The sequence below is a fragment of the Hyphomonas sp. L-53-1-40 genome (assembly GCF_000682775.1).
Lineage (GTDB): Bacteria > Pseudomonadota > Alphaproteobacteria > Caulobacterales > Hyphomonadaceae > Hyphomonas.
On record NZ_AWFI01000001.1, the window covers coordinates 346,967 to 359,077 of the forward strand.

The window sequence follows — 12,111 nt, forward strand, 5'->3', positions numbered from 1 at the left end:
GAGTCTTGACCCCATAGGGAAAAGCAGGGATCGCTGGGGGATGCATTATGTCCCCCGAATTCTCGTCACCGGCGGTGCCGGCTTTATCGGCTCCTTCTTGTGCGAGCGCCTGCTGGATACCGGGGCTGAAGTGCTCTGCGTGGACAACTTCTTCACCGGTCGGCGCACCAACGTAGCGCATCTGCTCGACAATCCCCGTTTCGAAGTGATGCGCCATGACGTGACCGTGCCGCTCTTTGTAGAAGTGGACCAGATCTACAACATGGCCTGCCCGGCCAGTCCGGTGCATTACCAGTTCGATCCGGTTCAGACGACCAAGACCAGCGTGCATGGCGCGATCAACATGCTGGGCTTGGCCAAGCGAACACGGGCCAAAATTCTTCAAGCCTCGACGTCCGAAGTGTACGGCGATCCGGAGATCCATCCCCAGACCGAAGATTATTGGGGCAATGTGAACCCGCTGGGGCCGCGTGCCTGTTATGACGAAGGCAAACGCTGTGCGGAGACGCTGTTCTTCGATTATTATCGACAGCACAAGGTCCAGATCAAAGTCGCGCGTATCTTCAACACGTATGGGCCGCGCATGCATCCGAATGACGGGCGTGTGGTTTCCAACTTCATCGTTCAGGCGCTGAAGGGCGAAGACATCACGCTTTACGGCGATGGCGAACAAACCCGCAGCTTCTGCTATGTTTCGGATCTTGTTGAAGGTCTGATCCGGCTGATGAATACGAGCGACGACGTGACCGGTCCGATCAATCTCGGCAATCCGGGCGAGTTCACGATCCGCCAACTCGCCGAGAAAATCATCGAGATGACCGGTGCGCGATCCAAGCTGGTGCACAAGCCACTACCGCAAGATGACCCCCGTCAGCGCCAGCCGGACATCACCCGTGCGCGCGATACGCTCGACTGGGAACCGACGATTGCGCTGGAGGAAGGCTTGAAGCCGACGATTGCGTATTTTGACGAAGAAGTCCGGGCGATGCTGGGCTGATCCCGCATTTGCGGGCGCTTTGAGAATTTCCAGCTTCAATCTGCTCCGCCGAAGCAGGTTGTGCGCAAAGGCGCTTTCACAGGAAAATGGTGGGCCCGGCAGGATTTGAACCCGCGACCAAACCGTTATGAGCGGTCCGCTCTAACCAACTGAGCTACAGGCCCCAGCGGCCCGTTTTAGCGTGCTTCTTTGGCAAGGCAATGTGCTGTCTGCCACGCTCTTGCGAATTACGTGCGTAAATGTGGCAGATCGTTTGCATGATCATTGGACACGACCTACACGATGGAGTTGGGGACAAGTCAGGGATGTCAAAATTCATGCAAGGCAACTCAAAGCGGATTCTCGTGCCGGGGGGGGGCTGGATATATCGGCTCGCACACATGTGTCGAGTTGCTGAACCGAGGATATACGCCGGTAATTGTAGACAATTTCGTCAATTCCAGCATGGCCGCCATCGATCGGATTTGTCAGATTACGGGCGCGAATGATGTGCCAGTCATCGAAGCAGACATTCGCGACACCGACGCCATGATATGTGCTCTGCGCGAGCACGAATGCGGGGCCGTGATTCACTTCGCCGGCCTGAAGGCCGTTGGGGAATCGACCGCCAACCCGCTCGATTATTACAGCAATAATGTTCAGGGCTCACTCAGCCTGCTCGACGCCATGAAACAGGCGGGTGTGGGCCATATCGTGTTTTCGTCGTCTGCCACTGTCTATGGCACACCGGTTTCGCTGCCCTACACCGAAGACCATCCGCTGGCGCCCACCAATCCCTATGGCATGACCAAATATGCGGTTGAGCTGATGCTGAATGACCTCGTCGCATCGGGCGCAGGCATTAATGCAGGCATCCTGCGCTACTTCAACCCGATTGGTGCGCATCCTACCGGTCTGATTGGAGAGGATCCGAACGGGGTGCCGAATAATCTGATGCCGTTCGTTGCCCAGGTGGCGGTGGGGCGTCGCCCCCATCTCAACGTGTTCGGCAACGACTACGATACGCCGGACGGCACGGGTGTGCGCGACTATATCCACGTCGTCGACCTCGCCGAAGCGCACATCGTTGCGCTTGAGAAGCTGCTGGAAAGTCCGGACAGTTTCACAGTCAATCTCGGGTCCGGGAACGGCTATTCGGTCCTGGATGTGGTGAAAGCGTTTGAACAGGCAAGCGGTCGGGAGATCCCGCTCAACTTCGCCGAGCGCCGCGCTGGCGATTTGCCGGCCTATTGGGCTGATCCCTCCTATGCGATGGAACTTCTTGGCTGGAAGACTCGTTTGACGTTGGAAGACATGTGCCGAGATCAATGGGCCTGGCAAAGCGGCAATCCGGAAGGGTATCCGCAACGCGAAGTCGGAGCCGCCTGACGCGAGTTTGACACAATGCGCTGGTAGCCATCGGTCTCGATCAATAAACCGAGGAGACAACATGCGCACTTTCCGGAATCTGTTCATCGCATCCAGCGCCATCGCCCTGGCAGGAACCCTGTCTGCCTGTGCGCAGATGCCGTCCCAATCGGTTCCAACCGGGACGAGCCAGATGACCTACCACCCCAATTCGATCCAGCCCGAAACCACATTGGACATTTCCGCGACCGCCAATGTGAAGCGCGCGCCGGACATTGCCTACATCACGGCCGGTGTAAACGAGGAAGCCAAGACCGCAGTTGCTGCAATGGCGGCGCAGGCTGAGGCGATGACAAGCATGATGAACGCGCTGAAGTCCGCAGGCGTCGCCGACAAGGACATGCAGACGTCGAATATTTCTCTCAATCCGGTCTACGACTATGTCGAGGAAACCGATGCCAATGGGCGTCGCAACGGCAAACAGGTTCTGCGCGGCTATTCGGCATCAAACCAGCTAACCGTCAAAGTGACCAATCTGGATGGTTTGGGTGAAACGCTTGATAGCCTCGTTGCCGCAGGCGGTAACACGTTCTCGGGCCTGAATTTCGCTCTAGAAGATGCCAGTGATGCCCGTGACGAAGCGCGGCGCAAGGCCGTTGCGGACGCAACTGCGCGCGCTGAGCTCTATGCTGAAGCTGTCGGCATGCGGGTGTCGCGCATCGTCAACATCTCCGAAAGCGGCGGGTATGAACCTTCGCCTGCGCCGATGGGCAGGATGATGGCCATGAGCGAGTCTGCCGATATGGCATCCACGCCGATTTCAGGCGGTGAAATTGGCTATTCGGCCCAAGTGAACATCCGGTTCGAACTGACCAAATAGGCCGATCAGACATAGCCTTCGGCGAGAAGGTCTTTCATGTCGACAATTCCCACCGGGCGTCCATCTTCCACAACGAATGCGTTGGAGATGCGATGCTCGGTCAATCTCTTGATGACTGCGGACATGCGCTCGTCGAGTGAAATCGTGCGGGGTGATGGTGTCATGATCGCGGCGGCATTTCCCGTCAGCTTTCCTGCCAGCATGGCACGTCGCAAGTCGCCGTCGGTGACCATTCCCACGATCACGCCAGTCGCATCCAGCACGGCCACGCATCCCTTGCGGCCTTCCGAGATGGCCAAGATAACCTCTTCGACTGCCGCGGTTTCGCTGACCGATGGCATATCGTCCGTGCGGCCGGCCACATAGTCGCCGGCAGTCTGGAGGGAGCGGCCAAGTTTCCCCCCCGGGTGGCGAAACCCGAACTCTTCCCGTGAGAAGCCCCGTCGCGCCATCAGGACTATGGTCAACGCATCGCCCAGCGCGAGTGCCATTGTCGTTGAGGAGGTTGGCGCGAGCCCGTTGGGGCAGGCTTCCGCAACAGTTGGCAGCGTCAGCAACACATCCGACCCGCGACCAAGCGTCGACTCTGCCGCGCGTGACATGCCGATCAGGGGTACCGAATTGGTGCGGCAATAGCGGATCAAATCGACCAGTTCGCGGCTCTCGCCCGAATAGGATATCGCGATCACGACGGAGCCTGGAACGATCATTCCAAGGTCACCATGACTGGCTTCGGTCGGATGGAGGAAGAATGAGGGCGTGCCCGTCGATGCGAGACTGGCCGCGATCTTCTGGCCGATATGTCCAGACTTGCCCACACCCGCCACGATGATGTGCCGGTCCGTGGCCATGATGAGGTCTGCGGCCTTTTCGATGGCCGCGTCCAGACCGGCCTCAAGTTGTTCAAGGGCTTCGCGCTCAATGCGAATTACATTGCGCGCAATATCGATGTCGCTTTCACGGGTCACGTCTGTTCGCTCCTGATGGCTGGAAAGCCTTCTGGGTCAGCCCGCTTGGGCTTGCAAGGGTTGCGTTTCAGATTGGAAACTTGAACTCGGGCGTTATTTCGCGTTCTGCATCTGGCGCGCTTCGTATTCCGAAACGCTCATGATGTGGGTCTTGGGCTGCACAAACGGCTCAACCGGAGTTTCCATTTTAGTGTGTTCGGCAACCTCTGGTGTTGGCGCTGCAACAGGTGCCGTTTCAGCCACGACCAGTTTGTCGTCATCTGTTTCACCACCACCTTCAGCGATGATAACGCTGATGCGTTTTCCATTCAGCATCGGTTCTGCCGCATCGTTCGGGTGTACTGGCTGCAGAACGCCCGCAAAGGCGAGTTGGGTGTCGTGAGCAGGATCGGTGAGCGTCGTAAAGGCAGCTTCAACAAGATCCTCGACATGTGCGTTGCGAGATCGGGACGTGTTCCCGCCCAGCATGATCGCAATGATACGGCTATCGTCGCGCTTGGCAGAGGTCATCAGGTTGAAACCGGAGGCGCGGGTATAGCCGGTCTTGATGCCGTCCACGCCGTCTACTTTGCCGAGCAGCTCATTGTGGTTCTTGTAGGTGCGTCCAGCCCACTGGAAGCTGCTGGACGAGAAGTAATGATAATAGTCAGCATGATCGGTGAGCATCGCATCGGCCAGGATGGCCAGGTCACGCGCGGTCGTCAGCTGCTGTGTGTTGGGCAGGCCCGACGCGTTCATGAAGCGGGTATGGTTCATTCCGAGCGATTTGGCCTTCACAGTCATCAATTGGGCAAAGCGGCTTTCGGTGCGCCCGAGACGCTCAGCCACAACCACAGCGACATCATTGGCTGATTTGCTGACCAGCGCGCCGATTGCGTCGCGAACTGTCATGGTCGAGCCGGTGCGAAGCTTGAGGTTTGAAGGGGGTTGGCTGGCCGCGTGGCGCGAGACAACGAGGCGTTCGTCCAGAGTGACCTCGCCTGTCTTCAGCGCGTCAAACAGCATGTAGAGGGTCATCACCTTGGTGAGGGAGGCCGGGTAGCGCGCTTCATCGGCATTGCGGGCATGAAGCACTTCATGAGTATCCGCATCGATCACGATGGAGGCGTACTTCTCGGCGTGAGCAGATTGGGCAAACAGGCCTGCCGCCATCAGCGCCACCGCTATAGTGAGTGCTTTCAGGACAGGTGGTAGTGCGAGCCGCATCATGTTCTCTCCAAAATGAGTTAACCCCGGCACCCGGAGATTAAACTAGAGTCCGTCAAATCGGTTGACCACATCTTAACGCAGGCCCCAGCCTCACAAATCTGTAATCAGGTTTCAAGCTTTGCAATTTTCATGCGAATTTAAAAATGCTGCGCCGCACAATAATTGTTGCAATTGCTCATATTTTACGCTACGTTAGGGCATCCAGCGTGAAAAGGATCCTCCCCATGGCGACAACAAAAAAGACCACTCCCAAGTCTTCTCCGAAAGCCAAAGCGGAAGCGCGTGTGGCAGATTCGGCAACCAAAATGATTGATGAAGGCATGGAACAAATGACAGGTTTCGCAGGCAAGTTCGGTGGTTATGCTGAAGGCGGCATGAAGGCCCTCGCAGAACAAGCAGCATCTTCTTCGGAAATGATGCGCACCATTGGGGCCCGCAACATGGACTTCTTTGCTCGCACGCTCGAACAGGGTGTTGAAGCCACGCAGTCGCTGACCGGTGCAAAAGATCCACGCGAAGCAATGGAAATACAGTCCGGCTTCGCCAAGAACCTTCTCTCGGCTTACACGTCCGAAGTCAGCGCGCAGGCTGAACTCTGCATGTCTGCTTGGCGCGACGCGACGAAGCCGTTCATGGCGTTCGCACCCAAGTAAGCTCTTCCTGTTTCCCGGCCAAGCTAGCGGGCTGGGGCGTAGAGTGGCGTAGATAGTTTTGAGCCGGGCCTGTTTGGCCCGGTTCTTTTTTGCCACGACTTCTTTCAAGTTTAGATGCAGAATGCTCTGGCGAAACCGCTGCGCATGCTTCTACAGTTGTGCATGAGCGATTTTCTCGATTTCCAAACCCTTAAGCGACCCAAGTCGCCGAATACGTATCTAGTCGCACCAGCCGGCTTTGCTGACCAGGCTAGCCCGGACGAAGAAGGCCCGATTTTCTTCTGCAGCACAGACAGTCTGTTCAGCCAGGTCGAGGCCCTTGTGGCCATGCGCAAGGACTGGAGGCTGAAGGCGCTCGACGCCCAGGCGGGTCGCATCAGCTTCATCGCGGTATCGAAACTGTTCAAATTCAAGGATGATGTGGATATTGCCATCCTGCCTTCAGACGGGAAATCCACGCTCGCAGTCTATTCTGCATCCCGCGTGGGCTATAGCGATATGGGGGCGAATGCTAAGCGCGTGAATGATCTCCTCGCCAGTCTCCAAGTGACCTGAATTCAGGCAGATTGTGCTTTTGCCGCGTATCCGCTCTTCAAAGTCGGGCAAGAACGTATATCTTGGTAACTATGAGCGGTGACCTGAACCATTCCAGCACGGATCCAATACGGCTAAATCGGCCCGGACCCGGCGACCCACCAGGGGGCGGGCAGACTGGCGATGATGATGGGACGAATTTTGGTCTGTCCACGCAAACGCGCGTACGGACCAAGAAGCCGTCGCTCTACCGTGTGCTTCTGTTGAATGACGATTACACGCCGATGGAGTTTGTCGTCTACGTCCTGGAACATTTCTTCAATCGTTCCCGGGAACAGGCCACGCGCATCATGCTTCATGTCCACCAAAAGGGCGTGGGGTTGTGCGGTGTCTATACTTACGAAGTGGCCGAAACAAAGGTCGCGCAGGTATTGGACCTTGCCAAACGCCATGAACATCCTCTCCAATGTGTCATGGAGAAAGACGACTAGAAACACTCACTCCGGAAGGCCAGTCACTTGCCACGTTTGTCCCCCTCCCTAGAGACCGCACTCGAAAAGGCCCTGACGTTCGCATCAGAGCGTGATCATGAATATGCCACACTGGAACATTTGCTTCTGGCGCTGACGGAAGATGAGCATGCCCGCGAAGTGATGGGCGCCTGCAAGGTCAACATTGACGCCCTCAGCGCCGACCTCAGCCGATACATTGATGAAGAGCTTTCCAGCCTGACAGTGGATGAAGGCGAAGGCCGCGTTCAGCCGACCGCTGCGTTCCAGCGTGTTGTCCAACGCGCCATCCTTCACGTTGAGAGCTCGGGCCGCGATGAAGTTACCGGCGCGAATGTGCTGGTCTCGATCTTCTCTGAACGTGAAAGTCACGCTGCCTACTTCCTGCAAGAGCAGGACATGACTCGTTATGATGCGGTGAATTTCATCTCGCATGGCGTTGCCAAACAACCGGGCATGTCGCGCCCATCCAGTCCACGCGGTGCGGAGGCCTCGGAAGAAGAGCCGGTCAAGCAGGGTCATGAGGCGCTCGACGCTTACTGTGTGAACCTGAATGACAAGGCGCGCTCCGGCAAGATCGATCCGCTGATCGGCCGGGACATGGAAGTGAACCGTTGCATTGAGGTGCTCTGCCGTCGCAGCAAGAACAATCCGATCCTCGTCGGCGATCCCGGTGTGGGCAAGACGGCGATTGCCGAAGGCCTGGCCAAGAAGATTGTCGATGGTGAAGCCCCTGAGATCCTGGATGAGGCTGTCATCTGGTCGCTCGACATGGGCGCCCTGTTGGCAGGTACGCGCTATCGCGGTGATTTCGAGGAACGCCTCAAATCCGTGATGAAGGAATTGGAGCAGCAGGAAAAAGCCATCCTGTTCATTGATGAGATCCACACCATCATTGGCGCCGGGGCGACCTCCGGCGGCGCGATGGATGCGTCAAATTTGCTGAAGCCTGCGCTTCAGTCCGGTGGCTTACGGTGCATGGGGTCCACAACCTTCAAGGAATACAAGCAGCATTTCGAAAAGGACCGGGCCCTGTCGCGCCGGTTCCGGAAGATCGATGTGGTTGAGCCGACTGTTCCGGATACGATCAAGATTCTCACGGGTCTTAAATCGCGCTTCGAGGATTTCCACGGCCTGCGCTACACAAATGACGCCATCAAGTCAGCTGTTGAACTCGCAGATCGCTACATCACCGACCGCAAATTGCCGGACAAGGCGATTGACGTGATCGACGAGGCCGGCGCCGCGCAGTGGTTGTTGCCTACGTCGAAACGCAAGAAGACGGTGGGGCAGAAGGATATCGAGGCTGTCGTCGCCAAGATTGCCCGCATCCCCCCCAAACAGGTTTCGACCGACGATGCAGCCGCGCTCAAATCGCTGGAGACAGATTTGCAGCGAGTCGTGTTTGGCCAGAACGATGCCATCACGGCGCTTTCGGCAGCCATCAAACTCGCGCGTGCCGGCTTGCGTGAACCGAACAAGCCAATTGGCTCGTACCTGTTCACCGGTCCAACCGGCGTCGGCAAGACCGAAGTTGCCAAACAGCTTGCCTCCATCATGGGCGTCGAGATGCTGCGCTTCGACATGTCGGAATATATGGAGCGCCACACCGTTTCCCGTCTGATCGGCGCGCCTCCGGGCTATGTCGGCTATGATGAGGGTGGCCTGCTGACCGATGGCGTGGACCAGCATCCGCACTGCGTGCTGCTCCTCGATGAAATCGAGAAGGCCCATCCGGACCTGTTCAACATCCTGCTTCAGGTCATGGACAATGGCACACTGACGGACGCCAATGGCCGCAAGGTCGATTTCCGGAATGTCATCCTGATCATGACAACGAATGCTGGGGCGTCTGATGCGTCCAAGAATTCGATCGGCTTTGGCCGCGGCAAGAAGGACGACGAGCAGGAAGAGGCGCTCAAGCGTCTGTTCACGCCGGAATTCCGTAATCGTCTTGATGCGACGATCACTTTCGGCGGCCTGACGCCAGAGATCATTGATCGTGTGGTCGAGAAGTTCATTCTTCAGCTCGAAGTGCAGCTGGAAGATCGCAACGTCTCCATCGAGATCACCAAGCCTGCACGCGACTGGCTCGCCAAGCGCGGCTTCGATGCCGACATGGGTGCCAGGCCGCTGGCGCGGACGATCCAGGAGCACGTCAAGAAGCCGATGGCGGAAGAACTCCTGTTCGGCTCACTCCAGAAGGGCGGCGTGGTCAAGATCGACATCGACAAAAAGGACGAGGAGAAGCTCGCCTTCAAATATGTTGCCGAGAAGCCGAAGAAGAAGCCTGTCGCCAAGAAAGGCTCTGCTGAAGAGCCAGCCTAGAATACTGGCAGTATGATTTCAGAAATGCCCGCAACGTCCTGTTGCGGGCATTTGTTTGCCTGCGATCTGGAGACGGTGGCTGAAGTCGCATCAACCTTGTGCAGGAACATGCTGTTTTCGAAGGAAATTCGCTGATCGCGTTTGGATTGTCACAATGGTTCACTAGGAGTAACGCTACGGCAAGCATGGTCTAGAGGTGACGAGATGACCGATGCAATTTTGACGACAGGTTCGGCCATGACGGCGCCAACGCAGAAGGCGTCGCGATTGGTGCATATTGATGGGGCGCGGGGCTATCTGCTCATCGCCATGTTCATCGCACACTTCAATTTCACGCACTGGACGCCTGTGATCCGGTTTCATCACGGGAATTTCTCGCCTGTTTGGGATGGCGAGTTTTTTGTTCTCTTGTCCGGTTTTGTCTGCGCGCTGAGCTATCTTCGGCCCTTCTCCAAAGGCGGTATGGTCGCCTGCGAACTGGCCGTTTTGAAGCGGCTACGATGGGTCTATCTCTATCAGATCATCGTCGCGCTCTCGATGCTGTATCTGTTCGTGTCAGCATGGCCGATGCGGCTGGATTCCCAATATGTGCCAGACCTCGAAACACCGCTGTTCTTGCAGAGTCTTCAGGTTTTCACCTTCGCCAAGCAGCCGCTCTATCTCGGCATTCTGATCCTCTACATGATGCTGATGCTGTTCATTCCGGTCGGGTTTTGGTTTCTGGAGACAAAGCGGACGCGCCTGTTCTTCGGAATTCTTGCGGCCTGCTGGCTGGTTGCCGCAGCTCGTCTCGATCAAGCCGTGTTGGGCTGGATCTTCGCGCATGTCTTCGACACGCGGCCTTTCCTGTCTCTGACGGGTATCTTCAATCCTTTGTCTTATGCGGTTATTTTCTATGGCGGATTCTATCTCGGCTACCGGTACAAGACGGAAGGCTGGGACTATTTCAAATCCAGCATACTGCCCGCCAGCTATCCGGTCTTTTATGCGGCGCTTGCCATCACAGTGGCCTTTGCAGCTGCGGAAGCCGGGCGAGGCATGCTTGGGTCGCCTGAATGGCTGATTGAACCAAAGCGCCGGAATGTGTCTGGCATCGGCCTGATCAGTCTCGCTGCGATCTCATATGTCTTCTACTTCCTGCTGAACAGGGAAGACTTGCCAAGGCCCCTTAAGTGGGCACGGGCTGTGGTGGATTCTGTGTTGAGATTCCCGCCTCTGGTAACGGTCGGCCGAAATTCCCTGTTTGTGTATAGCGGCCATGTCGTGGCGGTCTTTATGGCCAGTTACTTCATTCTCTCCAACGGGTTTGAAGACAATCGGATTGCGGTTATGGTTGTCCAGATCTGTGCTCTGGCGGTTTTGCTTGGCGCGGCAAGCCTGAAGAAACGCTACCTCCCGGCCCTGCCATAGGGCTTGCCTTCCCGTGGGGAGGGCACATCACACTGGCATCAATAAAATCCTCGGGAGGGAACATATGTCAGGATCCATTGTCGGGGCGTGCGAGTCAAAATTCGCCGCCGTGAAGGAAGAGTTCGAACGCAATTTTGCAGAGCGTGGAGAGGTTGGCGCCTCAGTCTGCCTGTCAGTGAATGGCGAGACGCAGGTGGACCTCTGGGGCGGCATGGCAAATCCGGAAACCGATGATGCCTGGCGTGAGGATACGATCTCCATCGTCTTTTCCTGCTCCAAGGCCGCCACCGCGCTGTGCGCCCATATCCTAATCGACCGGGGTGAGCTGAATCCCGAGGCGCTGGTCGCTGACTACTGGCCGGAATTTGCCAAGAACGGCAAAGAGAAGACCACAGTTCGCATGATGCTGAACCATGAAAGCGCGCTGCCAACCCTGCGCGATCCGGTCCGGCCTGGCGGATTCGAGGACTGGGACTACATGATCCAGCGGCTGGAAGATGAGGAAGCCTTCTGGGAGCCGGGCACCCGCAATGGCTATCACATGATCAATTTTGGCTGGACGGTTGGCGAACTGGTCCGCCGCGTGTCTGGCAAGTCGCTCGGCACCTTCTTCCGCGAGGAAGTGGCTGACAAGACCGGCGCGCGCTTCTGGCTAGGCCTGCCCGAAACTGAAGACGTTCATATCGCGCCGATCATTCCGTACGCGCCGAAGCCCGATGATGTTCCGACCGAGTTTGCCATCAAGCTGATGACCGAGCCGGAATCCATCCAGCACAAGAGCTTCATGAATAATGGCGGCTGGGACTTCAACGACCGCAAATCGCAAGCCGCTGAAATAGGCGGTGGGGGCGGCCTGTCGAATGCGCGCGGGCAGGTGGCAATGTATACGCCACTGGCGACCGACGACGGCACGCTCGTCTCGTCTGACCGTCTGAAGGCCATGAGCATGGTGACGACGGCGACGCAACGCGATGCAACCCTCCTGGTCCCGACCCGGTTCGGGCCGGGTTTCATGAAGTCCATGGACAATCGCGCGCTGAACCTCGGCCCCGGCACCAGCGTCATCATGGGCGAGCAGGCCTTTGGCCATGTCGGGGCGGGCGGATCAATTGGCTTCGCCGACCCCGAAGCGGGCCTCGCCTTCAGCTACACGATGAACCAGATGGGCAGTGGCATCCTCGTGAATGACCGCGCGCAAAGCCTGATTGATGCGGCCTATCGCTCGTTGGGGTATCGCACCAATGCCCCGGGTGTCTGGGTGAAATAGGCTGCGACC

At 57.3% G+C, this 12,111-nt stretch carries 10 protein-coding genes, 1 tRNA gene and 1 pseudogene; 9 read left to right on the plus strand and 3 right to left on the minus strand.

Features of this window, described 5'->3' with window-relative positions; genetic code table 11:
- Positions 1-40: 40 nt before the first annotated feature.
- Positions 41-997 carry a UDP-glucuronic acid decarboxylase family protein gene (locus tag L53_RS01665; protein WP_034810955.1) on the plus strand — a complete coding sequence of 319 codons (957 nt, stop codon included), beginning with the start codon at positions 41-43 and terminating at the stop codon, positions 995-997.
- Between the two features lie 87 nt (positions 998-1,084).
- On the opposite strand, the gene L53_RS01670 is transcribed toward L53_RS01665, so the two are convergent.
- Positions 1,085-1,161 (minus strand) — tRNA-Ile (locus L53_RS01670).
- Positions 1,162-1,348: 187 nt separating this feature from the next.
- On the opposite strand from L53_RS01670, the pseudogene galE reads away from it, so the two are divergent.
- Both galE and L53_RS01680 read left to right on the plus strand, forming a co-directional pair.
- A pseudogene (galE, locus tag L53_RS01675) lies at positions 1,349-2,365 on the plus strand (UDP-glucose 4-epimerase GalE); the annotation flags it as partial.
- A gap of 61 nt (positions 2,366-2,426) precedes the next feature.
- Complete coding sequence (locus L53_RS01680) at positions 2,427-3,224, plus strand: SIMPL domain-containing protein (protein ID WP_034810958.1); 798 nt, start codon at positions 2,427-2,429, stop codon at positions 3,222-3,224.
- Positions 3,225-3,229: 5 nt separating this feature from the next.
- Here L53_RS01680 and L53_RS01685 read toward each other — a convergent pair whose 3' ends face one another.
- Both L53_RS01685 and L53_RS01690 read right to left on the minus strand, forming a co-directional pair.
- Positions 3,230-4,192, minus strand: coding sequence for an SIS domain-containing protein (locus L53_RS01685; RefSeq protein ID WP_034810960.1), 963 nt, complete (start codon positions 4,190-4,192; stop codon positions 3,230-3,232).
- 93 nt (positions 4,193-4,285) lie between these two features.
- On the minus strand, positions 4,286-5,401 hold the full coding sequence (locus L53_RS01690) for a D-alanyl-D-alanine carboxypeptidase family protein (protein ID WP_233347474.1): 1,116 nt from the start codon (positions 5,399-5,401) through the stop codon (positions 4,286-4,288).
- A 224-nt stretch (positions 5,402-5,625) separates the two neighbouring features.
- Here L53_RS01690 and L53_RS01695 point away from each other — a divergent pair, with 224 nt between their 5' ends.
- The 6 genes from L53_RS01695 to L53_RS01720 all read left to right on the plus strand — a co-directional run bounded on the left by L53_RS01695 (position 5,626) and on the right by L53_RS01720 (position 12,102).
- Positions 5,626-6,054: a phasin family protein gene (locus L53_RS01695; RefSeq protein ID WP_034810963.1), complete on the plus strand. Its 429-nt coding sequence runs from the start codon at positions 5,626-5,628 to the stop codon at positions 6,052-6,054.
- A gap of 162 nt (positions 6,055-6,216) precedes the next feature.
- Complete coding sequence (locus L53_RS16095) at positions 6,217-6,609, plus strand: DUF1499 domain-containing protein (protein ID WP_198019710.1); 393 nt, start codon at positions 6,217-6,219, stop codon at positions 6,607-6,609.
- Positions 6,610-6,680: 71 nt separating this feature from the next.
- Entirely contained in the window at positions 6,681-7,079 is a 399-nt protein-coding gene (gene clpS, locus L53_RS01705; RefSeq protein WP_084332968.1) for an ATP-dependent Clp protease adapter ClpS, read from the plus strand.
- A gap of 27 nt (positions 7,080-7,106) precedes the next feature.
- Positions 7,107-9,425, plus strand: coding sequence for an ATP-dependent Clp protease ATP-binding subunit ClpA (gene clpA / locus L53_RS01710; RefSeq protein ID WP_034810967.1), 2,319 nt, complete (start codon positions 7,107-7,109; stop codon positions 9,423-9,425).
- A gap of 204 nt (positions 9,426-9,629) precedes the next feature.
- A complete protein-coding gene (gene opgC, locus L53_RS01715; protein WP_034810970.1) occupies positions 9,630-10,835 on the plus strand; it encodes an OpgC domain-containing protein in 1,206 nt (401 codons plus the stop codon).
- 64 nt (positions 10,836-10,899) lie between these two features.
- Entirely contained in the window at positions 10,900-12,102 is a 1,203-nt protein-coding gene (locus L53_RS01720) for a serine hydrolase domain-containing protein (protein WP_034810973.1), read from the plus strand.
- The last annotated feature ends 9 nt before the right edge of the window (positions 12,103-12,111 follow it).

Bases quoted from the DNA above. Each gene is read 5' to 3' on its own strand.
- L53_RS01665 (WP_034810955.1), top strand. From the start codon at position 41: ATGCATTATGTCCCCCGAATTCTCGTCACCGGCGGTGCCGGCTTTATC.
- L53_RS01680 (WP_034810958.1), top strand. From the start codon at position 2,427: ATGCGCACTTTCCGGAATCTGTTCATCGCATCCAGCGCCATCGCCCTG.
- L53_RS01690 (WP_233347474.1), bottom strand. From the start codon at position 5,401: ATGATGCGGCTCGCACTACCACCTGTCCTGAAAGCACTCACTATAGCG.
- L53_RS01695 (WP_034810963.1), top strand. From the start codon at position 5,626: ATGGCGACAACAAAAAAGACCACTCCCAAGTCTTCTCCGAAAGCCAAA.
- L53_RS16095 (WP_198019710.1), top strand. From the start codon at position 6,217: ATGAGCGATTTTCTCGATTTCCAAACCCTTAAGCGACCCAAGTCGCCG.
- clpS (WP_084332968.1), top strand. From the start codon at position 6,681: ATGAGCGGTGACCTGAACCATTCCAGCACGGATCCAATACGGCTAAAT.
- opgC (WP_034810970.1), top strand. From the start codon at position 9,630: ATGACCGATGCAATTTTGACGACAGGTTCGGCCATGACGGCGCCAACG.
- L53_RS01720 (WP_034810973.1), top strand. From the start codon at position 10,900: ATGTCAGGATCCATTGTCGGGGCGTGCGAGTCAAAATTCGCCGCCGTG.